Origin of the sequence: Xanthomonas sp. NCPPB 1062, assembly GCF_041481705.2 — a bacterium.
In the GTDB taxonomy this organism is placed as follows: Bacteria; Pseudomonadota; Gammaproteobacteria; order Xanthomonadales; family Xanthomonadaceae; genus Xanthomonas; species Xanthomonas euvesicatoria.
Genome location: NZ_CM192987.1, coordinates 940,106 through 963,405 on the forward strand (window position 1 = coordinate 940,106; position 23,300 = coordinate 963,405).

14 protein-coding genes, 1 pseudogene and 1 riboswitch are annotated in these 23,300 nt (G+C 66.0%); of the genes and pseudogenes, 10 read left to right on the forward strand and 5 right to left on the reverse strand.

The annotated features are described in order from the left end of the window. The first annotated feature begins 9 nt into the window (after nucleotides 1-9). The gene (locus tag ACCQ16_RS04055; protein WP_008573532.1) at nucleotides 10-792 is read left to right on the forward strand and encodes a class I SAM-dependent methyltransferase; all 783 of its coding nucleotides are present in this window, start codon (nucleotides 10-12) and stop codon (nucleotides 790-792) included. Between the two features lie 238 nt (nucleotides 793-1,030). Here the strand turns inward: ACCQ16_RS04055 and ahcY are convergent, their stop codons facing one another. Continuing rightward, nucleotides 1,031-2,473: an adenosylhomocysteinase gene (gene ahcY / locus ACCQ16_RS04060; protein ID WP_031421135.1), complete on the reverse strand. Its 1,443-nt coding sequence runs from the start codon at nucleotides 2,471-2,473 to the stop codon at nucleotides 1,031-1,033. 31 nt (nucleotides 2,474-2,504) lie between these two features. Further along, nucleotides 2,505-2,617: riboswitch (S-adenosyl-L-homocysteine riboswitch) on the reverse strand. Nucleotides 2,618-2,742: 125 nt separating this feature from the next. On the opposite strand from ahcY, the gene ACCQ16_RS04065 reads away from it, so the two are divergent. From ACCQ16_RS04065 to ACCQ16_RS04090, 6 genes are all read left to right on the forward strand, one after another. Further along, entirely contained in the window at nucleotides 2,743-5,277 is a 2,535-nt protein-coding gene (locus tag ACCQ16_RS04065) for a S9 family peptidase (RefSeq protein ID WP_277573151.1), read from the forward strand. A gap of 354 nt (nucleotides 5,278-5,631) precedes the next feature. Next, nucleotides 5,632-8,346: a phosphoenolpyruvate carboxylase gene (gene ppc, locus ACCQ16_RS04070; RefSeq protein WP_277573152.1), complete on the forward strand. Its 2,715-nt coding sequence runs from the start codon at nucleotides 5,632-5,634 to the stop codon at nucleotides 8,344-8,346. Nucleotides 8,347-8,482: 136 nt separating this feature from the next. Continuing rightward, the gene (locus ACCQ16_RS04075; RefSeq protein ID WP_008573539.1) at nucleotides 8,483-9,055 is read left to right on the forward strand and encodes a TetR/AcrR family transcriptional regulator; all 573 of its coding nucleotides are present in this window, start codon (nucleotides 8,483-8,485) and stop codon (nucleotides 9,053-9,055) included. Next, nucleotides 9,052-10,089: a DUF4105 domain-containing protein gene (locus ACCQ16_RS04080; protein WP_127167632.1), complete on the forward strand. Its 1,038-nt coding sequence runs from the start codon at nucleotides 9,052-9,054 to the stop codon at nucleotides 10,087-10,089. Before ACCQ16_RS04075 ends, ACCQ16_RS04080 begins: the two co-directional genes overlap by 4 nt. Then, nucleotides 10,086-12,080 carry an esterase/lipase family protein gene (locus ACCQ16_RS04085; RefSeq protein WP_055026660.1) on the forward strand — a complete coding sequence of 665 codons (1,995 nt, stop codon included), beginning with the start codon at nucleotides 10,086-10,088 and terminating at the stop codon, nucleotides 12,078-12,080. The genes ACCQ16_RS04080 and ACCQ16_RS04085 overlap by 4 nt, the downstream gene beginning before the upstream one ends. A gap of 141 nt (nucleotides 12,081-12,221) precedes the next feature. Beyond that, nucleotides 12,222-13,424: an OmpA family protein gene (locus tag ACCQ16_RS04090; protein WP_463671700.1), complete on the forward strand. Its 1,203-nt coding sequence runs from the start codon at nucleotides 12,222-12,224 to the stop codon at nucleotides 13,422-13,424. 140 nt (nucleotides 13,425-13,564) lie between these two features. Here the strand turns inward: ACCQ16_RS04090 and ACCQ16_RS04095 are convergent. After that, a pseudogene (locus ACCQ16_RS04095) lies at nucleotides 13,565-13,917 on the reverse strand (hypothetical protein). Here ACCQ16_RS04095 and ACCQ16_RS04100 point away from each other — a divergent pair. Both ACCQ16_RS04100 and ACCQ16_RS04105 read left to right on the forward strand, forming a co-directional pair. Continuing rightward, the gene (locus ACCQ16_RS04100; protein ID WP_372380212.1) at nucleotides 13,916-16,687 is read left to right on the forward strand and encodes a TonB-dependent receptor; all 2,772 of its coding nucleotides are present in this window, start codon (nucleotides 13,916-13,918) and stop codon (nucleotides 16,685-16,687) included. The pseudogene ACCQ16_RS04095 and the gene ACCQ16_RS04100 sit on opposite strands and share 2 nt — an antisense overlap. Then, on the forward strand, nucleotides 16,677-18,290 hold the full coding sequence (locus tag ACCQ16_RS04105) for a histidine-type phosphatase (protein WP_277573154.1): 1,614 nt from the start codon (nucleotides 16,677-16,679) through the stop codon (nucleotides 18,288-18,290). Before ACCQ16_RS04100 ends, ACCQ16_RS04105 begins: the two co-directional genes overlap by 11 nt. A gap of 576 nt (nucleotides 18,291-18,866) precedes the next feature. On the opposite strand, the gene metK is transcribed toward ACCQ16_RS04105, so the two are convergent. Next, nucleotides 18,867-20,078 carry a methionine adenosyltransferase gene (metK, locus tag ACCQ16_RS04110; protein ID WP_005910819.1) on the reverse strand — a complete coding sequence of 404 codons (1,212 nt, stop codon included), beginning with the start codon at nucleotides 20,076-20,078 and terminating at the stop codon, nucleotides 18,867-18,869. A gap of 244 nt (nucleotides 20,079-20,322) precedes the next feature. Here metK and ACCQ16_RS04115 point away from each other — a divergent pair, with 244 nt between their 5' ends. Then, nucleotides 20,323-21,423, forward strand: a complete 1,101-nt coding sequence (locus ACCQ16_RS04115; protein WP_277573155.1) for a metal-dependent hydrolase — start codon at nucleotides 20,323-20,325, stop codon at nucleotides 21,421-21,423. Here the strand turns inward: ACCQ16_RS04115 and ACCQ16_RS04120 are convergent. After that, nucleotides 21,417-22,244 carry a class I SAM-dependent methyltransferase gene (locus ACCQ16_RS04120; RefSeq protein WP_065628434.1) on the reverse strand — a complete coding sequence of 276 codons (828 nt, stop codon included), beginning with the start codon at nucleotides 22,242-22,244 and terminating at the stop codon, nucleotides 21,417-21,419. The two genes, ACCQ16_RS04115 and ACCQ16_RS04120, sit on opposite strands and share 7 nt — an antisense overlap. Before the next feature lie 28 nt (nucleotides 22,245-22,272). Beyond that, entirely contained in the window at nucleotides 22,273-23,271 is a 999-nt protein-coding gene (gene dusB / locus ACCQ16_RS04125) for a tRNA dihydrouridine synthase DusB (RefSeq protein ID WP_008573556.1), read from the reverse strand. Nucleotides 23,272-23,300: the final 29 nt, after the last annotated feature.

Consider the following 23,300-nt stretch of genomic DNA (forward strand, 5'->3'; position numbering starts at 1 on the left):
GAGAAGGGCATGGATGCATCGTCGGCGCACGCCTACGATCAGGTGTCGCAATACTACGATCGCCTGAGGGACCACTGGGCCGCTGCCAGTGCAGCGCAGTGTGCGCAGGCATTGGCGGCACTGGTCGGCAGTGGCACGGCGCTGGAGTTGGGGATCGGCACCGGCCGTATCGCGCTGCCGCTGGCGGCTGGCGGCGCGGCGGTCTGCGGCATCGACAACTCGCCTGGCATGTTGGACATGCTGCGTGCCAAGCCCGGTGCAGAGCGACTGACCCTGGTCTGCGCCGATTTTGTCGATGTCCCGGTCGCCGGGCCGTTCGACCTGATCTATTCGGTGTATTCGCTCGGCTATCTGTTGACGCAGGACGACCAATTGCGTTGCCTGCGCGCGGTGCGCGAGCGCCTGGCAACGTCCGGCGTGTTCGTCCTGCAGACGATGGTGCCGCAGGCGGAGACCTTGCTGGCGGACGGCAAAGTGAGGTCGTTGGAGGCGCCGGCCCTGGACGAGGGCGAGGTGCCGGTGATGCTGATGTGCTCCAGCGCCGATCCGGCCCGGCAGCTGATCCAGCAGCGCATCGTGATGATCGGGGAGTCGGCGACCCGCGTCTTCAACGATCGCTATCGCTACCTCTGGCCTTCCGAGCTGGATCTGATGGCACGGATCGCCGGCTTGCGCTTGCGGGCCAGATGGGGCGATTGGAGCGGGCAGCCCTACACTGCGCGCAGCCGTAGCCAGATCTCCGTGTATGAGCCTGCTGCGATGGATGCGGACGAGGCGAGCGCACGCGGCTGACAGTGCCATCGGCGAAGATCGGTCAATAGCGGCTGCAGCAAATGTCGGCGTGTCGTGGCCCTGGCCGCCGCGCGGTCTGTCACCTTCGGCCAACCACAGCGCAGGCGACAATGCGTAGTGCAACGCGTGCGCAGATTCAGCTTCGACGTCGTGCCGATCGTGGCCTTGAAGCACAACGGGCGCCTTGCGGCGCCCGTTGATTGACACTGTCGAGGATGGGCGAACGTGCGCCCACGTCTCAGTAGCGGTAATGATCCGGCTTGAACGGGCCTTCCACCGGCACGCCGAGGTAGTCGGCCTGGTCCTTGGTGAGGGTGGTCAGCTTCACGCCGATCTTTTCCAGGTGCAGACGCGCAACTTCTTCATCCAGGTGCTTGGGCAGGATGTAGACCTTCTTCTCGTAGGTGTCGCGCTTTTCCCACAGGTCGATCTGAGCCAGGGTCTGGTTGGCGAACGAGTTGGACATCACAAAGCTCGGGTGGCCAGTGGCGCAGCCCAGGTTCACCAGGCGGCCATCGGCCAGCAGGAAGATCGCGTTGCCGTTGGGGAACACGTACTTGTCCACCTGCGGCTTGATGTTGATCTTCTGCACGTCCTTCAGCGCCTTGAGCGCATCGACCTGGATCTCGTTGTCGAAGTGGCCGATGTTGCAGACGATGGCCTGGTCCTTCATCGCCTGCAGGTGCTCGACGGTGATGATGTCCTTGTTGCCGGTGGTGGTGACATAGATGTCGGCACGGCCCAGGGTAGATTCGATGGTGTTGACTTCGAAGCCTTCCATCGACGCCTGCAATGCGCAGATCGGGTCGATTTCGGTGACGATCACGCGGGCGCCATAGGCGCGCAGCGAGGCGGCGCTGCCCTTGCCGACATCGCCGTAGCCGCAGACCACGGCAACCTTGCCGGCCAGCATCACGTCCATCGCGCGCTTGAGGCCATCGGCCAGCGACTCGCGGCAGCCGTAGAGGTTGTCGAACTTGCTCTTGGTGACCGAGTCGTTGACGTTGATGGCCGGGATCAGCAGCTTGCCGGCTTCGGCAATCTGATACAGGCGGTGCACGCCGGTGGTGGTCTCTTCGGAGACGCCCTTCCAGTCCTTGACCACGCGGCCCCAGTAGCCCGGGCGCTCGACGGCCACGCGCTTGAGCAACGCCTTGATGACGCCCTCTTCGTGCGAGGAGGCCGGCTCGTCCACCCAGGTGCTGCCGTTCTCGAGCTCATAGCCCTTGTGGATCAGCAGGGTGACGTCGCCGCCGTCGTCCACCACCAGCTCCGGGCCGGTGAGGGTGCCGTCGGGCAGGGTGAAGGTCAGCGCGTCCAGCGTGCAGTCCCAGTACTCTTCCAGCGTCTCGCCCTTCCAGGCGAACACCGGGGTGCCGGTCGCGGCGATCGCAGCGGCGGCGTGGTCCTGGGTGGAGAAGATGTTGCACGAGGCCCAGCGCACATCGGCGCCGATGTCCTTGAGCGTTTCGATCAGCACGGCGGTCTGGATCGTCATGTGCAGCGAGCCGGTGATGCGGACGTTCTTCAGCGGCTTGGTCTGCGCATGCTTGCGGCGGATCGACATCAGGCCCGGCATTTCGTGCTCGGCGATGTCCAGCTCCTTGCGGCCCCAATCGGCCAGGGAGATGTCGGCAATCTTGTAGTCGGTATGTGGGGTGATCTTTGTGACAGCGTTCATGCAATGGCTCCGGTAGGCAAACGAATGTCTGCAATGCCGGGCGCCGTTGAACGGTAACTGCTGGTCGAGCCTGGCCGTGTACCTGCACCTGTGGTGCAGTGAGCGGATCAGTCCGCTCTACCGGTCGCAGCGCCCCTCGACGAGAGTGCTCGATTATATCGGCAGCACCCTCGCGCGGCATGAATTGCGGCCGACCCCCTACCAACGGCAGGGGAGCGGCCGACAGGCGGCTGCTATGGTCCGGAGTCGATCATCAGCGGGGACGGACGATGCGGGCGAAACGGCATGCGCAAGGCTGGCGGCAGCACACATGGGCGTTGGCAGGGGTGCTGGCATTGAGCGCACCGGTGATGGCCGGGACGGCTCGCCCGGCAGCGACCAACGCGGCAGTTGCTCCACCAGGCCCTGCGCCAGGCAGCAGTTACCAACTGCCGTCCAAGGCACTGCAGGCGGTGGTGGATGCCCCGCGTGCGCCGCTGCTGCAGCTCTCGCCCAGGCGCGATCTGGCTGCGATGCTGCAAATGCCCGCACTGCCGGACATCGCCGAGGTGGCCCAGCCGGAGCTGAAGCTGGCCGGCCTGCGCATCCATCCGAAGACCTTTGCGGCCAGCCGCTTTTCGTTCGCCAGCAAGCTGTGGCTGCTGTCGGTGGCCGACGGCAGCGAGCGGCAGATCGCCGGGTTGCCCTCCCCGTTGTCGCTGGCCGATCTGAGCTGGTCGCCCGACCAACGCCATCTGGCGTTCCGCCGCGAAGATGCCGCCAGCGGCGCCAACGAACTGTGGCTGGTGGACGTGGCGGCCGGGCAAGCGCGGCGGCTGCTGGCCGGCTTGAACACCAGCGTCAACGACGACTTGCGTTGGTTGCCCGATGGCAGTGGTTTGCTGTTGCAGCAACAGGTTGCAGGGCAGGGCGCACCGCCGACCCGCGATGCGATCCCGACCGGGCCGGCGACCCAGCAGACCAGTGCGGCTGCCGGGGTGCGCTCGCTGCCCACGTATCAGGACCTGCTGCGCAACGAAGCCGATGCGCGCGTGTTCGAGTACTACGCCACCGGCCAGCCGATCATCGTCACGGTGGCCGGGCAGGTGCGCCCGATCGCCACGCCAGGCATCTATCTCAACCTGTCGGTGTCGCCGGATGGCCGTTACATCCTGAGCGAACGCAGCGAGCGGCCGTTTTCGTATCTGGTGCCGGTGGACAACTTCCCGCGCCGCATCCAGGTGCTGGACCTGCAGGGCAAACTGGTGCGTCAGATCGCGCAGCTGCCATTGGTGGAAGGCCTGCCGACCGGAAACGATGCGGTGCCGACCGGCGTGCGCGACATCGCCTGGCGGCACGATGCACCGGCCACGCTGGTGTGGGCCGAAGCGCAGGACGGTGGCGACCCGGCACGCGAGAGCAAGGTCCGCGACGCGGTGCGGATGCAGGCCGCGCCGTTCAACCGCGCGCCGGTCACGCTGGCGCAATTGGGCAGCCGATTCGAAGGCATCCAGTGGGGCCGCGGCGATCTGGCGATCTTGAGCGAAAGCTGGTGGAAGACCCGCCGCACCAAGCAATGGCGTATCGCACCGGATCAACCGCAACGCGCGCCCGAACTGTTGTGGGACCGCTCCTCGCAGGACCGCTACAAGGACCCGGGCACGCCGGCGACGGTGGCCGACGGCAAGGGCCGCCCGCTGCTGCAGACCAGCAGCGATGGCAACAGCCTGTTCCTGTTCGGCAAAGGTGCTTCGCCGGAGGGCGACCGCCCGTTCGTCGATCGATTCGATCTGCGCAGCAAGCAGGCCACGCGGCTGTTCCATTCGCAGGCGCCGACCTATTCGGCGCCGCTGGCCTTGCTGGACGCGCAGGCCACGCAACTGCTGCTCAGCCGCGAATCGCCGGAAGAACCGGCCAACTATGTCGTGCAGTCGTTGGGCGATGGCGCCGCGGCGCGCGCGTTGACGCACTTCGCGCACCCGCTGCCGCAATTGCGCGGCGTGCAGAAGGAGCAGATCCGCTACAAGCGTGCCGACGGCGTGGACCTCACCGCCACGCTCTTGCTGCCGCCCGGTTACGACCCCAAGCGCGACGGGCCACGGCCGTTGCTGATGTGGGCCTACCCGGGCGAATTCAAAAGCGCCGACACCGCCAGCCAGGTCACCGATTCGCCGTACCGTTTCAACGCGATCAGTTACTGGGGGCCGCAGGCGTTTCTGGCGATCGGCTATGTGGTGCTCAACAACCCGAGCATGCCGATCGTGGGCGAAGGCGATGCCGAACCCAACGACACCTATGTGCCGCAGCTGATCGCCGATGCGCAGGCCGCGGTGGACGAAGTGGTGCGGCGTGGCGTCACCGACCGCGAGCACATCGCCATCGGCGGGCATTCCTACGGTGCCTTCATGACCGCCAACCTGCTCGCACACACGCGCCTGTTCAAGGCCGGCATCGCACGCAGCGGCGCCTACAACCGCACGCTCACCCCGTTCGGTTTCCAGGCCGAAGAGCGCAATTACTGGCAGGCGCAATCGGTGTACCAGGCGATGTCGCCATTCAATTACGCCGACAAGATCAAGGACCCGCTGCTGCTGATCCACGGCCAGGACGACAACAATACCGGCACCTTCCCGATCCAGAGCGAGCGCATGTTCGCCGCGATCAAGGGCCTGGGTGGCACGGCGCGCCTGGTGATGTTGCCCAACGAATCGCATGCTTACCGCGCGCGGCAATCGATCATGCAGATGCTGGCCGAAAGCGAGCAGTGGTTGAAGACCAATGTCGGCGAGCCGGTAAAGGAGACCGGCGCTATGCGCACGCGTTGATCGATGGTGCGCTGGCACGGTAGGAGCGCGCTCGCGCGCGATGCGCCGTTACCGATGAAGCTTCGTCGCGCCCGGATGCGCTCCTACAGCGGATGAGGATGTGGCCGATGTGGTGCCGGCAACGGCTGCCGAGCCGTATAGATGGGTGCCGCGATCACCTGTAGGAGCGGGCCTGCCCGCGATGGGGCATTACCGGTAACGCCCCATCGCGCGCGAGCGCGCCACGACGAGATTCATCGCCACGTGCGCCAGCACACGATGGTTGGTGTTGAAACCGTCGTGCCGGTCGCGATCATCTAATCCTTTTGGGTTAGTCTTCGACGACTTTGCGCTTGAAGAGGGTGTGCGTTTCCGATGAACGAGTACCGCAGCAGTCTTGTGTTCGCTACCCCCGATCTTCCCTTGCGCGACGATGTGCGTCGGCTGGGTGCACTGGTGGGTGATCTGCTCGCCGAGCAGGTGTCTGCGGAATTTCTCGATGAAATCGAACGCGTGCGCACCACCGCCATCTCGCGGCGCGAAAGCGATGCCCCACCTTCCACGCTGAGCGAACAACTCACCGGTCGGCAGCCGCGTGACGCCGAAGCGTTGGTCCGGGCGTTCAGCACCTATTTCCAGGTGGTCAACATCGCCGAGCGCGTGCACCGCATCCGCCGCCGCCGCGAATACCAGCGCAGCGGCACCGATACGCCGCAGCCCGATGGCCTGCATGACGCATTGCGCCGCCTCAAGACGCAGGGCGTGACCCTGGACGAACTCAGCCAATGGTTGCCGCGCATCGATGTGGAGCCGGTGTTCACCGCGCATCCCACCGAGGCGGTGCGGCGCGCGCTGCTGGAAAAAGAACAGCTGATGGTCGCCAGCCTGGTCGACAACCTGGACGGCATGCGCACGCCCAACGAACGCGCCAGCGACGCCGCGCGCTTCCGCATGGCCCTGACCGCGTCGTGGCAGACCGCCGATTCCTCGCCGGTGCGCCCCACCGTGGACGACGAGCGCGAGCACGTGGGCTTCTACCTCACCCAGGTGCTCTATCGCGTCATCCCGGTGATGTACGAAACGCTCGAACACGCCATCGAAGAAACCTACGGCAGCGTGCCGGCATTGCCGCGTTTGCTGCGCTTCGGCACCTGGGTGGGCGGCGACATGGACGGCAATCCCAATGTGGATGCCAAGACCATCGCCGGGACGCTGGACGCGCAGCGGCGCGCGGTGCTGGACCGCTATCAGAAAGAACTCTGGCAGTTGGCCAGCCTGCTCAGTCAATCGACCACGCTGGTGCAGGTGAGCGCCGAACTCACCGCACAGCTGGAGCGCTACCGCGCGCTGCTCCCCGACGCGGCCGCGCGTTCGCGCCCGCGCCATGGCGACATGCCGTACCGCCTGCTCAACGACCTGATGCGCGCGCGCCTGCAGGCCACACTGGACGATGCCGAGGGCGCTTACAGCGCGCCTTCGGAGCTCGAGCACGACCTGCAATTGATCCTGGACAGCCTGCAGGCCAACAAGGGCCTGCATGCCGGGTGGTTCGCGGTGCGGCGTCTGCTGTGGCGCGTGCGCAGCTTCGGTTTCCATCTGGCGCGGCTGGACGTGCGCCAGGAATCGAGCGTGCATGCGCGCGCGGTGGCCGATGCCTTGGGCCAGACCGATTGGGATGCGCAGGACGCCACCCAGCGCGCTGCGGTGCTCGGCCCGTATGCCGCAGGGCAGGAACCTTTGCCGCGCGTGGACGATGAAGGCAATGCACGGTTGGATGCGGTATTCGCCGCGCTTGCCGATGCGCGCACCCGCCATGGCGCCGATGCATTGGGCAGCTACATCATCTCGATGGCGCATAACCGCGCCGACGTGTTGACCGTGCTGGCACTGGCCCGGCGTGGTGGCTTGGTCGACGATGCCGGCGCGGTGCCGCTGGATATCGTGCCGCTGTTCGAAACCGTGGACGATCTGCGCGGCGGCACCGGCACCGTGCAGGACCTGCTGGCCGACCCGGTGTATCGCCAGCATCTGGCCGCGCGCGGCGATACGCAAATGGTGATGCTGGGCTATTCGGACAGTGGCAAGGACGGCGGCATCGCCGCCTCGCGCTGGGGCCTGCAACGTGCGCAGGTCGAGTTGCTGGAAGCGGCCGCCGAATTGGGCGTGCGGCTGACCTTCTTCCACGGCCGTGGCGGCTCGATCGCGCGCGGCGGCGGCAAGACCAGCCGCGCGCTGGATGCCGCACCGCGCGGCAGCGTGGATGGCCGCCTGCGCGTCACCGAGCAGGGCGAGGTGATCCACCGCAAGTACGGCATCCGCGCTCTGGCGTTGCGCTCGCTGGAGCAGATGACCGGCGCGGTGCTGCTCTCGAGCCTGCGCCCGCGTGCGCCCGAGCCGCGCGAGGCGCATTGGCGCCCGGTGATGGACCTGGTGGCCGAACGCAGCACGGTTGCGTATCGCGCCTTCGTCGGCGCGCCGGAGTTCATGCAGTACTTCCGCCTGGCCACGCCGATCGATGTGATCGAGCGCATGACGCTGGGCTCGCGTCCGTCGCGGCGGCTGGGCCAGGACGCGGCCTTGTCCAACCTGCGTGCGATTCCCTGGGTGTTTGCGTGGAGCCAGGCGCGTGCGGTGATTCCCGGCTGGTACGGCGTGGGCAGCGGCCTGCAGGCGGCGGTGGATGCCGGGCATGAAGACACCTTGCGCGAAATGGCGCAGGACTGGCCGTTCTTCCGCACCTTTCTGGACGACATCGCCATGGTGTTGTCCAAGGGCGACCTGAATATCGCCGAGTTGTTCTCGCGCTTGTCCGGCGACCTGCACACGCGGTTTTTCCCGCTGATTCGCGACGAACTTGCCTTGACCAAGGCCTGGGTGAAGGCGCTGCTGCAACAACAGTCGCTGTTGCAGCACGACCCGCGGCTGGCGTTGTCGATCCGTCTGCGCAATCCCTATATCGACCCGATCAGCGTGCTGCAGGTGGATCTGCTGCAACGCTGGCGCGCCACCGATGGCGAAGACGAAGCGCTGCTGCGTGCGCTGGTGGCCTGCGTCAATGGCGTCTCGCAGGGCGTGCAGAACACCGGCTGATTGCATGGCCGGCTGCAGGGGCGGATAGGCAACAGACCACCGCAAGCCAACGGCACACACGCCGTTGGTCGGGGAGCGTGCACAAACGGCAAGCGGACTCTGGCGTAACCGGACAAATCTGTCCGATAATGCCGGCATGATGACCTCCCGTCCCGATGCCGCGCTGCGCCGCCGGCAGATTCTCGATGCCGCCGACGAGGTGTTCAGCGAACACGGCGTCAATGCCCCGCTGGAGCTGGTGGTGGAGCGCGCCGGTCTGGGGCGCGCCACGCTGTATCGCAATTTCCCCGACCGGCTGGCACTGATGACTGCATTGATGGCGCGTGGCCTGGATGGGCTGGAGCGCCTTGCCGCCGACCTCGCCGACCGTCCGGATGGCCTGGCGGTGCTGCTGCACGATGTCGCCGAGCACATCGCCCAGTCTTCGCCGCTGGTGGATTTCTGGCGCTCGATCGAACGCGCGCATCCGGCGGTGGAGGCGGCAGATCGGCGGGCGGTCGGCATCTTCCTGCCGTTCGTCCATCGCGCCCGCGACGCCGGGCTGTGCCGCGCCGATGTCGACGAGGAACAGGTGCTGTTGGTGATCGACATGCTGGGCAGCTGTCTGCGCGGTAACGATGAGGCCGAACGCAAACGGCTTGCGCATCGCTCGGCCGATCTGTTGATGCATGCGCTGGGCATGCGGGTACCCGAAGGCGGCACGCGATGACACCGGCCACACGCGCCCGCATCGGTCGCTGGGCCCTGCGCATTGCGCTGGTGCTGGCCGCCGGATGGGGCGCCCTGGCGATTTATTACGCACTGACCGGCAACGCCCTCGTACGCGCCGGGTGGGTGGCCTCGTGGTGTGCGATGGCGGTGGCAGCGTTGTGGGGGGTACGTCGTGGCCGCGAGAACTGGGCCCTGGTGGGCATCTTCAGTGCCGCGTTCGTGGTGCTGGCGGTGTCGTGGTGGCTGATGCAGCCCAGCCAGGACCGCGACTGGGCCGACGATGTCGCCCAGCGTCTGCAGCCGCAGGTGCACGGCGACATCGTCACCCTGCACAACGTGCGCAACTTCGATTGGCGCAGCGAGACCGACTATGTGCCGCGTTGGGAGACGCGCCAATACGATCTGAACCGCCTGGTCAGCGCAGATCTTGCGCTCTCGTACTGGATGGGCCCGGCGATCGCGCACACGCTGGTGTCGTTCGGCTTCGACGATGGTTCGCACGTGGTGTTCTCGCTGGAAATCCGCAAGGAACGTGGCGAAGCGTTTTCCGCGTTGGGCGGATTCTTTCGCAGTTTCGAAGAAACCCTGGTCGCCGCCGACGAACGCGACATCCTGCGCGTGCGCACCAACGTGCGTGGCGAAGACATGTACCTGTATCGCCTGGCGATTCCCAAGGCCGGGCTGCGCCGCATGTTCATGGGATATGTGGAACTGGCCAACGAACTCGATCGCAAGCCGGCGTTCTACAACACGCTTACCAGCAACTGCACCACCATTGTGTTCGCGCTGGTGCGGCAACTGCAGCCCACACTGCCGCTGGATCATCGCCTGCTGCTGTCCGGCTATGTCGACCAATACGCCTACGACCATCACGGCCTGATGCCCGGTTATCCCTTCGCCACCTTGAAGCAGCGCGGGCATTTCACCGCGCGTGCGATCTCCGCCGACAAGGCCGCGGATTTTTCTGCGCGCATCCGTGCCGGCATGCCGCTGGCGCCGGCGCCAGGCGCAACCGCGACCACGCCGCGATGAGGCCGCGCATGCCCCGAGCGCGTGCCGCTGCATTCCTGGCGGGAGTGCTGGCAACTGTGTGGTTGAGCGGCTGCGCCATGGTGACGGTGCAGTCGCGCAACAGCGGCGACTACATCGCGCAAACGCGTGGCGATGTGCTGAGCACCGGTGAATTGAGTCAGTCCGGCAGCGAAACCTTGCAGGTTGCCGGCCTGCAACCCAAGGCCTGCCGCGCTGCGCCGCTGCCGTGCCTGCAGCAGCTCACCAGCGAGGCCGGTATCGGCGATGAGCGGCGCTTGGCCACGCAGGCAGAACTGTGGACCGCGCGTGCCATCGCGCTGAGCGGGCGCAACCCCACCACGATGAGCGATGCCGCGGTGGAGGCCTGGTTGGAGGCCGCGCGGCATGCGTATGCGTACCTGTTCTTCACCGCGCGTGCACCCAGTGCGCGGGCGTTCGAGAATCGCCAGTCGCAGGTGCGCGATTACTACAATTACGCCGTGCAGCAGGTGGTGGAGCGCCTGTTCGCACGATCGCAGCAAGCCGGCGAAACCACTCCGGCATCCACCACGGTCGGGCGCTGGCAGCTCGACGTCGATCTGTCCGCCTACCGGCTGCCGGGCGACGGCAATACGCCACGTGCGATCTTCGCCGCCTCGGCGCTGCGCTTCAATGGCCTGCGCAGCACCTACCGGCGCGATGGATTCGGCGCCGAGCTGGTCGCGGAAGTGGACCCGCAAGTGGTTGGCGACCCCGCCGGGCTAGCATTGCAGCAGGCCGTCGCGGCGGGTGCGGCGCCCGATCGCCCGTTGCCGACGTTCAGCGAAATGCCGTACGCGCCGGCAACGATCTTGCTGCGTTTCGAGGGCGAGACGCTTGCTGAGGTGTTGCGCAGCCACCTGGTCACCTTGGTGCCGTACGACCCGTATCGCCAGAGCGAAGTGGTGCTGCATGGCCAACGCGTGCCGCTGGCAGGCAACTTCACTGCCGCGTATGGATTGTGGCTGGCCAAATCCGGATTTGCGGAGCAGTCGCTGCGGTCGATGCTGGGCAGCGCACGCGGTATCGATCGTCCGCACCTGTATCTGATGCAGCCCTATGATCCCAACCGACGCGTGCTGCTGATGCTGCACGGTCTGGCCAGCAGCCCGGAGGCCTGGGTCAACGTGGCCAATGAAGTGATGGGCGATGAAACGCTGCGCCAGCGCTACCAGATCTGGCAGGTGTATTACCCGACCAACGCGCCGATGGCGATCAACCGCGCGGAAATCCAGTCACTGGTGGAACGCAGCCTGCAGCACTTCGATCCATCCGGCAGTGCGATCGCGTCGCACGACATGGTGTTGGTCGGGCACAGCATGGGCGGGGTGATCGGGCGGCTGCTGGTGTCGTCCTCTGGCGAGCAATTGTGGGATTCCCTGCTGCAGAACTACCGGCTGGAGGGCGAACGCGGCGCGCGCATCCGCGCCAAATTGTGGCCGTTGCTGCACTTTTCGCCGATGCCGCAAGTGGACCGCGCCATCTTCATCGCCGCGCCGCATCGCGGTACGCCGTTGGCCGAGGGCGGGCTGGGGCGGTTTGTGAGCAAGCTGGTCCGTTTGCCGGGCGCGTTGCTGGATCGCTTCGGCGATGTGATGCAGGACCTGGCCAACAGCGAACGCGACGATCCGGGCGGCGCTCCCCGCCGCAAGGGCCGCGCGTTGGTGCCCACCAGCATCGACAACCTGCGCGACACCGATCCGTTCGTGCGTGCCACGATGGATCTGCCGATCTCTCCAAACGTGCAGTACCACACCATCATCGGGCGCGAGAAACCGCAGGTGCCGCTGGCCGATTCCGACGACGGCCTGGTGCCGTATCGCAGCGCGCATCTGGACGGCGCGGCCTCGGAGCTGGTGGTGACCTCCTGGCACAGCGTGCAGGAAACGCCGCAGGCCATTCTGGAAATTCGTCGCATCCTGCATGTGCAGTTGCAGGCAGAGCAGCAGGCCTCGCACGCGCCGGACCGCTAGCCTGCCGGTGGGGCGGCTGCCGTTTCGCGTGCTCCACTGGCGGCACCGGCATGCAGCGTGAAAGCCGCCGGTCTTAGCGCCATGTTGACCGCGACCGTGCTATCAGGCGGGTCTCGTACAGGCTCGAACAGGGAAGAGGCGATGCGCAAGGTGTCGGCGATGTTGTGGGTACCGGTGTTGTTGGTCGGATGCGGGCGTGGCGAAGCTCCAAAGGATGCAACCACTGCTGCCAGTGCCACGGGCGCTGCGCCGATGCAGCCTGCAGGCACCTCCAACGCTGCAGCGGCCGTCGACCAGGCCGCACCGGAATTTCCGGCCATCCCCACCATCGTGGTGCCGGAGATCGTCGGCGTCACTCCCGCGCAACGTGCACTGGAAGCATCGCTGCAGGACATTCTCGACCCGATCGAAGGCGTCAGCGTCGCCCCGGCACGCTGCGGCGATGGCGGTACCCTGATCACCGATGCCGGCATCACCAGCGTCGACGCCAACGGCAACCTGTTGCGCAATGGCGAGGGCGGTCTGTTCGATCTCAAGGCCGACGGCAGTGGCACCGCCAACTTCGAGGGCGGGCTGGTCAACGTCAATGCCGACGGCAGCGGTACCATCAATGCGATCGGCGAAGGCGGGTCCGGTGGGGCGCTCATCGATGTGCAGTCCGATGGTGGCGGCACCTACAACGGCCCGGCCGGCTTGATCAGTCTGGACGGCAAGGGCGCCGGAACCTGGAACAGCGAAAAAAGCGGGCTTGTCGACAATCGCGGCGATGGCAGCGGCACCTGGAACGGGCCACGCGGGCTGGTCACCATCAACGCCGATGGCTCGGGCACCTGGAACGGTCCCGATGGCCTGGTGCAGAACCACGGCGACGGCACCGGCACGGTCGGTACGCCGCCGCGCGAAGTGCGCATGCCGCCACTACCGAAAGTGCCGCCAGCAGGCCGCTTCCCGCCGCTGCAAAAGTTCGCACCGCCCGGCGCACCCTGCGGTTACCTGATCACCTTGAACGACCGCATCCTGTTCGACTTCGATAAGTCCGACATCCGCCCCGACGCGGCGCGCGTGCTCGACACCCTGGGCGCCGCACTGACCAAGGTCACGGCAAAAGACATGCAGGTGCGCGGGCACACCGATGCCAAGGGCAGCGACGATTACAACCAGGCGCTGTCCGAGCGACGCGCCAATGCCGTGCTGGCGGCCTTGCGCGCCCGTGGTGCCGCGCAGTCGGCCAATGCAAAGGGCTATGGCGAATCGCAGCCGGTGGCGCCCAATACTCTCAACGGCCAGGACAATCCGGGCGGGCGGCAGCTCAATCGACGGGTGGAGATCTTCCTGCGTACCTGACGCAGCGTGACGGGCGGGGGGAGCGCTTGACCGCGCGCTGGTGCGGACTGCCTCGCATGCCACCGCAATGCGCGTCGATCGCAGGCTGGCGGGCGGCCGAAGGCAGTCGGCAACACCTGCCGTTGGCGCGTGCGCAACCGTCAGATGATTGAGGTGTGTGTCTGCGCCACCACCTGGCCCCGTGCATCCAGGGTCCATGCATCGCCTCGCCGGCGCGCATGCCCTGCTGTCGGTGGATGCATGCGCCAGGCAGGCAGCGCACAGCGTCGACAATGTTTGCCTCCATACGGCAATGACTGTGCCGACTTGCGCATGCGTTGCGCGCATTTGTCATGTTCGCAACCACGGTCACCAAACTGACATACCGCATCACCACCATGCGCGGCGCCTGCTTGCAGGTGTGATGCAGTTCCGCCTGCGCGGGCTGCCTCGCTTCCCCACATTCGCGGCGGCGCAGCCTTGGCGCGCTGCTGCATTCATCGGATTGGATCATGATCGTTCGTTGCTCGCTGTTGCGTCCTTCGCGGTTGTCGCAGGCGCTGTGTTTGTCGTTGTGCGCCCTGTGCGGCCATGCCGCGGCCCAGGAGACGCAGGCCACCACGCCCGCACAGGGCGATATGGCCACGCTGGACAAGGTCACTATCGCTGCCACGCGCTATAACGCGACCGACATGCAGATGGCCGCCACCAATACCGTCAACGTGTTGTCGGCCGACGATCTCAAGACCACTGCCGTGCACAACGTCGCCGAAGCGCTGGGCCTGATGCCGGGCGTCAACGTGATCAATACCGGGCAGTCGTATTTCGGCGGCATCGACGGCGCCGCGCGCGGCGAAGGCATGTTTTCATCGGTGCGCGGCCTCAATGCCGAATACAACGTCAACCTGATCAACGGCATCAACGTCGCGCAAGGCATGCCGTACAGCCGCGGCGTGCAATTGAGCCTGCTGCCGCCGTCGGGCCTGCAGACCATCGTGTTGAACAAGACCTCCACCGCCGACATGGACGGCGATGCGATCGGCGGCACCATCGATTACCGCACGCCCAGCGCATTCGATTCGCCCGATCGCCAGGGCGGCAGCGTGACCTTGAGTGGACGCCTGGAAAGCCGTGCACGCGACTACGGCGATTCCGGGCTGGGCAGCGGCGCAGCCGGCGACTGGCATGCGCGTTTCGGCGGTGCCGGGCAGTTCGGTGTGTCGGTCAGTGCGTATTACGACGAGCGCCATTTCGTGAACAGCGAAGTGGCCTCTGCCTCGGCTGCACGCAACGATGGCGCATGGAAATTTGCACGTGCCGACGCCAGCGGCAATCTGGCCGCAGGCGCCGACCCGCAAGAGGTCCTGCAGAGCACCGGCATCAATATCGGCTACTCGCAGGGGCAGACCCGACGCTACGGCGGCAACGCGGCCTTCGACTGGCGTGTGGATCCCAGTTTGCATCTGTATGCACGCATGACCTACGCCTTTGCCAAGACCGAGCAGAACACCGGCTACACGCAGTTCGTGCCGGCCAATGTCAGCTTCACGCAAATCGGCAGCAGCGGCGTGTATCAGCCGCAGATCAACCGCGTTGCAGTGCGTTACTGGTACGAAACCAACCCGGAAGAGGCCGACCTTGCCACCGTGCAGTTCGGCGCAGAAAAGCAGCTCGGCCATTGGACGTTCGCGCCCAACATCTTCTACGGCACCGGCAATAACGACCGGCCGGATCACGTGGAAATCTCCGCGCGCAACGACCAGTACAGTTCGACCAACTTTGCCTATGGCGCCAACCGTTTCATCAGCTACGACGGCGACGGTTTCCCGGTTCCCTTGCTCACCCCGGCCATGCAGGCGCAGGCCTCGGACGTGGGTAGCCTGTATGCACGGCGCACCGGGCAGATTTCCAAGCAATACAGCGGCCAGGACAAGGGCGGCGGCAAGTTCGACGTGGCCTATGACTTCGATGCGGGGCTGCTCAGCCGCATTGCCTTTGGCGTGAAGTATGTCGACAGCTCGCGCAGCTTCACCGATCGCGATTGGACCAATGCCAAGTACACCGACGGCACCTTGTTGCGCGATACCGGCCTGATCGCGCAGCGCTATGATGCGGTCTATCCAGGCCAATACGCGTTTCCCACCGTGCGCCTGAGCAATGCAGCGCTCAACGACCTGATCGCACGCACGCTCACCCCTGCCAGTTTCGACAGTTGCGGCCAGTTGGCCATCAACAATCTCAACTGCAACACCATGCGCGCAACCGAAGCGGTGAGCGCTGCCTATGCAATGGCCACCTTGCGCACCGGCAACTGGGAAATCCTGCCGGGCGTGCGCTTCGAACATACCGCCATCACCAACACGTTCTGGGCGCAGCCGGCCGCCATCAACGGTGCCGAGCAGGTCGGCGCATTCGCCAACAACCAAACGCGCTACAACGTCGCCTTGCCCAGCGTGTTCGTCAATTACCGGCCCGATGGCGATGGCGCGGTGTATCGCGGCTCGGTGTGGACCAGCTACACGCGCCCGGCCTTCGTGCAGCTGGGCGGCGGCCGCTCCACCGACATCTCCAGCGATGGCCAGACCACCATCACCGAAGGCAACCCGGATCTGAAACCGATCAAGTCGCTCAACGTAGACCTGTCGGGCGAATGGCAGAACGACAGCGGCGGCCACGCCATGCTGGCCGGCTATTACAAGCGCCTCACCGATTACATCTATGAAAGCGGTTCGAACGCCGCCAATGCCGGCGAAAGCGAAAGCGGCAATATCCGCTTCGTGCGTCCTCAAAACGGTGGCGACGGTCGCGTGCTGGGCATGGAAGCGGCCGTGCGGCAAACCTTCCAGGGCCTGCCCGCTCCGCTGGACGGCTTCGGCATCGGTGCCAACATCACCCGCCAGACCACGCGCGTGGACCTGGGAGAAGAAGGCTTCGCACACGAACGTATCCAGAACGCGCCGAACCTGCTCGCCAATGCGGAGCTGTTCTACGAAAAGGGGCCGTGGTCGGTCAACCTGAGCTATCACTACTCCGGCGAATACGTGTCGGTGTACGACTATCTCAACCAGGGCGCAAACTGGGACAACCTGTGGATCAAGCCGATCACTCGCGTGGACCTGCATTTGGGCTATGCACCGAACGATCACCTGCGCGTGGATCTGTCGGTGGCCAACCTCACCAAACAGCACAGCTACTGGGCGCACGTTGGCCATGACACCGATGCGATTTCCGACATCGTCGATTCCGGTATGACCAGCCTGTTGACCGCCAAGTATGTGTTCTGATCGCGCACGATTCGCATCCGACGACCTTCCAGGTGCGCAGCAGGATGCAGATGTCATGACGGACGCGATGCATAGCGCAGGCCGTGCACGCGCCTGCGGTGGAACGGAGCAGTGGGCATTGCAACGCGCGCCGTCGGCCAGCGGTGGGGAGCCGCGATGGGCCGCCCGCGTTGTCGCGAGCGCAGGTGCCGCGATGGGGATCGCGGCACCTGCGCGGCAGGCCAGGCGCAGGCAGTGCGTCGGTATTGCACCGAGGCCTGATACGCCCCGTGGCGCGCCAGCGGCAACCGGCAGCGTGCTGTGCCTGGTACTGGCGGCTGCGTTGGCGTTGGGCGGCTGCACCACGTCGATCCCGAGCGTGGCCACCGCGCGCGCCTCCACAGCGCACGGTGGCGATCGAGCGACAGGTATCGCCGGCAAACAGGTGGGCACCGGAGCGCCGGCATCGACGCAGGCCGCGCAACTGGAGCGCGTGGTGGTGGTGTTCCGGCATGGCGTGCGCGCACCGCTGCAAGGCGAGGCCGCCGCCGCGCACTATGCCGACCAACCCTGGCCGCAATGGTCCACGCCCGCCAGCCTGCTCACTCCGCATGGTCGCCAAGGCGTGCGCTTGAGTGGCGAGTACCTGCGTCAGTGGCTGGTGCAGCAGGCGTTGTTGCCGAGCAACGGTTGCCCGGTAACCGGCAGTGTGTCGGTGTGGGCCAATACCGATCAACGCACCATCGATAGCGGCGCACTGCTGGCCGACGCGCTTGCACCCGGCTGCGGCATTCTTGCCGGGCATCGGGAGGCTGGCAGCAACGATCCGCTGTTTCGACCGATCGAGGCCGGCACGGTGCCGTTCGATGCGGCGGCAGCGGTCGCATCGATCCAGCAACAGACCGGAGGCCCTGCCGCCTTGCTGCAAGGCCATGCTGCCGAGCTGCAGGCATTGCAGCAGATTCTGGGCTGCACGCGGACGCCGTGCGAGTTCGCGCAGATGCCTTCGACGCTGGCGCCGTCGGCCAACGGGCGCGGGCTCAAGTTAGGTGGGCCAATTGACCTGACCTCCGGCACCGGCGAGGTGTTGCTGCTGCAATACGCAGAAGGCCTGCCGCTGTCGCAGGTCGGTTGGGGCCGTGCGACGCCCGAGCGCCTGGCCCAGGTCTCACGCCTGCATGCATTGCTGTTCGATATTTACGCACGGCCGCACTACATGGCCTCGCGTTCTGGCGCACCGCTGGCGCGCGAGGTCTTGCAACGCTTCGGTGACGCGCAGGCGCCGAAGGTCTCGGTGTTCGTCGGCAGTGACACGCATATCGCCGCGTTGAGCAGTTTGCTGGGCGTGCACTTTCATCTGCCCGGCTACGGCGCCGACGATCCACCGCCGGGCGGCGCGTTGCTGCTCGGCCTTTGGCGCGAGAGCGACGGCCGCCAGCTCGTGCGCGCCCGTTACCTGGCGCAATCGCTGGATCAACTGCGCACGCTGGTACCGCTGGATCTGGCCCATCCGCCGCTGCAGCAGGAACTGTCGCTGGGCTTGTGCGCTCCGGAGCAACGCATGGCCTGCCCATTGGCGGATTTTGCGATGGCGCTCGAACAGCAGTTACAGCTCGATCGGTAGCAACAGGTTCGCGACCGCTGTTCTGCGGTGGTCCACATGGCATGTGGCTTCGCCCCGTACCCTCACCCCAACCCCTCTCCCGCGGGGAGAGGGGCTTGAGCGGCGGCGGCGTCGTTGTCCCTTCTCCCGCAAGGCGGGAGAAGGTGCCCCGTAGGGGCGGATGAGGGCGCGTACGCAGCCACGTGCTATCCGGCAGGTGAGTGGCTTCGCCCCGTACCCTCACCCCAACCCCTCTCCCGCGGGGAGAGGGGCTTGAGCGGCGGTTGGCGTCGTTGTCCCTTCTCCCGCAAGGCGGGAGAAGGTGCCCCGTAGGGGCGGATGAGGGCACGTGCGCAGCCACGTGCTATCCGGCAGGTGAGTGGCTTCGCCCCTTACCCTCACCCCAATCTCTCTCACGCGGGGAAAGAGACTCTATTTCGTCACGCCCGTACGCGTGCGGGACCGCCGTTAGCCGAAGCCTTCGCAACCTGCCACTTCCTGGCGTGGGCAACCCACCGACGACCCCAAAACCGCAACTGGGCCGCATCAGCGGCCCAGTCGTTATGCGTCTACCTAGCTTTCGCAGGAGCGGGGCGATTATTTCAGCTTGGCGGCGGCACGCAGTGCGTCGGCGCGGTCGGTCTTTTCCCACGAGAACGAGGTCGCGCTGTGCTGCGCGCCGGTGCCGTCGGTGTAGGTGAAGTCCTTCGGCTTGCGGCCGAAGTGGCCGTAAGACGCGGTCTGCTGATACATCGGGTGGATCAGGTCGAGCATCTGGATGATGCCGAACGGACGCAGGTCGAAATGCTTGCGGATCAGCTTTTCGATCTGCTCGTCGGCGATCTTGCCGGTGCCGAAGGTGGTGACCGAAATCGAGGTCGGCTCGGCCACGCCGATGGCGTAGGAGACCTGCACTTCGCAACGGTCGGCCAGACCGGCGGCCACCACGTTCTTGGCAACATAACGCGCGGCATAGGCAGCCGAACGGTCCACCTTGGACGGATCCTTGCCGGAGAACGCACCGCCACCGTGACGCGCCCAGCCGCCGTAGGTGTCGACGATGATCTTGCGGCCGGTCAGGCCGCAATCGCCCACCGGGCCGCCGATCACGAACTTGCCGGTCGGGTTGATGTGGAACTTGGTGCCCTTGTGCAGCCACTTGGCCGGCAGCACCGGCTTGAGGATTTCCTCGCGCACCGCTTCGATCAGGTCCTTCTGCTTCACGCCCGGGTCGTGCTGGGTCGACAGCACCACTGCATCGATCGCCGTCGCCACGCCATCTTCATAGCGAAGGGTGACCTGCGACTTGGCGTCTGGACGCAGCCACGACAGCGCCGAGTTCTTCTTCTTGCGGATCTTGGCCTGCTGCTCGACCAGGCGGTGCGAGAGGTGGATCGCCGCCGGCATAAAGCTGTCGGTTTCGTTGGTGGCATAGCCGAACATCAGGCCCTGGTCGCCCGCACCCTGCTGCTCGGGATTCTTGCGATCCACGCCCTGGTTGATGTCCGGCGACTGCTTGCCGATCAGGTTGAGCACGCCACAGGTCTCGCCGTCGAAGCCGACGTCGGAGCTGTTGTAGCCGATGTCCAGGATGACCTTGCGGGTCAGCGCTTCCAGATCGATCCAGGCACTGGTGGTCACTTCGCCGGCCACGATCGCAACGCCGGTCTTGACCATCGTCTCGCAAGCCACGCGGGCGCGCTTGTCCTGGGCCAGGATGGCGTCCAGCACTGCGTCGGAGATCTGGTCGGCGATCTTGTCCGGATGGCCTTCGGAGACCGATTCGGAGGTGAACAGGTAGCTGGACATCAGGCTTATATCCCTTGATTCGGATGAAAAGATGGGTGCGGATGATACACGCCCCGTGTGTCGGTTGCATTGTGCGCCTGAATGGATCGGTTTGGGGTTAAGCCGACGTCGGTCCGCCGCCCGGGCGCGCGGGCCTGTGCGTTGCTCGTGACGATTAACTGCCCGGTGACGCAGCGGTGCCGGCCGGCCGCACCCCGCCTCAAACATCCCGATCCGTGCAGGTCCGGCCTGCTAGCATCGGCCGATGGATTCATTGACCCAGATCGTTCTCGGCGGCGCCATCGCTGCCGCCATCGCGCCGCCCGGACAGCGGCGTGCCGCCTTGTTGGCAGGCGCGGCACTGGGCACCTTGCCCGACCTCGACTCGCTGGCATTGCTGCCGCTCACCCACGACCCGGTCACCCTGATGACCGTGCACCGCAGCGTCAGCCATTCGTTGTTCGTGCTGCCGCTGGTGGGTTGGTTGATCTGGTGGCTGTTCCGCCGCTACGGCAATGGACGCGTGGCCAGCGCACCCACGCGCTGGTTCTGGGCGATCCAGCTGGCCTTGATCACGCATCCGCTGCTGGATGCGTTCACCGTCTACGGCACCCAGCTGTGGTGGCCGTTGCAGCCGCATCCGACGATGTGGTCGAGCGTGTTCATCATCGACCCGGCATACACGGTGTGGCTGTTGCTCGCCTGCGTGGTGGCCTGGTTTGCGCGCGCGCGCCCGTTTGCGCAACACGTGCTGGTGATCGGGTTGGTGGCCAGCACCGCGTATCTGGGCTGGTCGTTGATTGCCAAGCAACTGGTCGACCGCCAGGCCGATCGTGCGCTGGCAGCGATGGGCCTGGCCGATGCGCCGCGGTTCTCGGTGCCGATGCCGCTCAACACCTTGCTGTGGCGCGTGGTGGCGATGACGCCCAACGGCTATGTCATCGGCGAGCGCTCTCTCGTGGCCGACACCGGCCCGATGCACTTCCGTGGGTTTTCCAGCAACACCCAGGCGTTGGGCGAAGTGGCCAGGTTCGATTCGGTGCGTCGGCTGACCTGGTTCAATCGCGGCTTCATGCGCGCGCGCCTGGTCGACGATGACCTGATGCTCAGCGACCTGCGCATGGGCCTGGAGCCGGACTACAACTTCAACTTCGTGGTGGCCCATCGCGACAACGGGACGTGGCAGCCGATCGTGCCGCGGCAGGTGCAGGCGGCATATCGTGCGCCGGTGGCACGCGACCAGATCGGTGCAGTGCTGGGGCAGATGTGGCACCGCATCTGGCACGAGCCCCGCAGCACCGTGCTGACCGGCGACCTGGAAGCTGTCGGCGCTCCGGTCGTCGCGCCCGCATCGGCAACTCAATAAACCGTGGCGCGCGCCTGCACGAACGAATAGAAGAACACGGCGTCCGGGTCGCTGTGCACCTGCGCCAGCTCACGGTGCATGCCATCCACGGTGGCGGCCTCGACCGCGCCGGCCTGCAGCAATTGATCGGCCGCCGAGAGCAGCACTTCTTCCCAGAACCCGATCATGGTCTTGCGCCGGCCCGGTTCGCGGTTGTCCAGATGCAGCGTCTTGATCTGCGTGTGCACGTCGCGAAAGCCCCCGGCCAGCAGCAGGTTGCCCAGCTTGGCACCGACGAACGGGTCGCCGCCCTGGTCGTGCTGGAAATCGTTGAATGCCATCCAGTAGCGCCACAGGTTGGGCGAATACGGATGCAGCAGGAACGAAGCATTCATCACCTCGGTCACGTACACCGGCGAGCCGGGCAGCAGCACGCGCCGCACTTCGTTGAGCACGCGCGCAGGCGAGGGCACGTGCTCGAGCACCCAGCACAGAAACGCCGCATCGAACTGACGCGCCTCGAACGGCAAATCGCTCGCATCGGCCTGCTGCAGTGTGTAGCGCGCGCGGCACCACGCCAGCCGTTCGAGATTTGCCCGCGCCGCGCCCAGCTGCGCCTCGCTCAGGTCCACGCCGGTGACATGCAGCTCGGGAAAACGGCGCAACAGGATTTCAGTCTGCGCGCCGACGCCGCTGCCCACTTCCAGCAGGCGCCGCGCGCCGCTGTAGTCGATCTGATTGAACAGCGTGGTTTCCAGCAAGCGCGCCTGTTTGAGCAGACGCGCCTGTTCGGTGGCGGAAAAGCCGTGCAGATAGGTGGGGGTGTCGCTCGGTGCGCTCATGCGTGCGGCTCCAGCAAGGCAGGAAAACTCAGGCAGCGTCCGATAGTGCGGGCGGCACGCCGGCGATCAAGGCATCGAAGTAATCACGCGTCAGGGCCAACTGGGCTTCGGGCGTTTCGGCGCGATTGACCACCGCCCGGAAGTCGGCGCTTTGCGGGTGGTCCTTGGCATACCAACCCAGATGCTTGCGTGCGATGCGCACGCCCTGCGGTTGGCCATAAAACGCGTGCAGCGCTTCCAGGTGGCCGAGCAAGGTATCGCGCACGAACGCCAACGACGGCGGCGGCAATACCTCGCCGGTGGACAAAAAATGTGCCACTTCGCCGAAGATCCACGGGCGGCCTTGTGCGGCGCGGCCGATCATCACGGCATCGGCGCCGGTTTCGCGCAGCACCTGAGCGGCTTTCTGCGGCGAGTCGATATCGCCATTGGCAACCACCGGGATCTGCAGCGCGGCCTTGATCTGCGCAATCGTCGCGTACTCGGCGCTGCCGGTGTAATGCTGGTCGCGGGTGCGCCCGTGTACGGCGAGCGCGGCGATGCCGCAGTCCTGCGCGATCCGCGCGATCGTCGGGCCGTTGCGGTGGTCGCAATCCCAACCGGTGCGGATCTTCAACGTCACCGGCACGTTCACTGCCTGTACCACCGCGGTCAGGATGCGTGCCACCAGGTCTTCGTCGCGCATCAGCGCCGAGCCGGCCCACGCGTTACAGACCTTCTTGGCCGGGCAGCCCATGTTGATGTCGATCAACTGCGCACCGTGGTCGACGTTGTAGCGCGCCGCCTCGGCCAGTTGCTGCGGCTCGGTGCCGGCGATCTGCACGCTGATCGGGTCCGGCTCGCCGGCATGGTCCATGCGGTGCAGCGATTTGCGCGTGCCCCAGAAGCGCGGGTCGGAAATGGTCATTTCCGACACCGCCAGGCCCGCGCCCAGCCGCTTGCACAGCAGCCGGAACGGTTTGTCGGTAACGCCCGCCATGGGCGCGAGGATCACCTTGGGAGCGATGGAGTAGGGGCCGATCTGCATGGCGCTAGTGTAACTTCAGCGGTGACGGC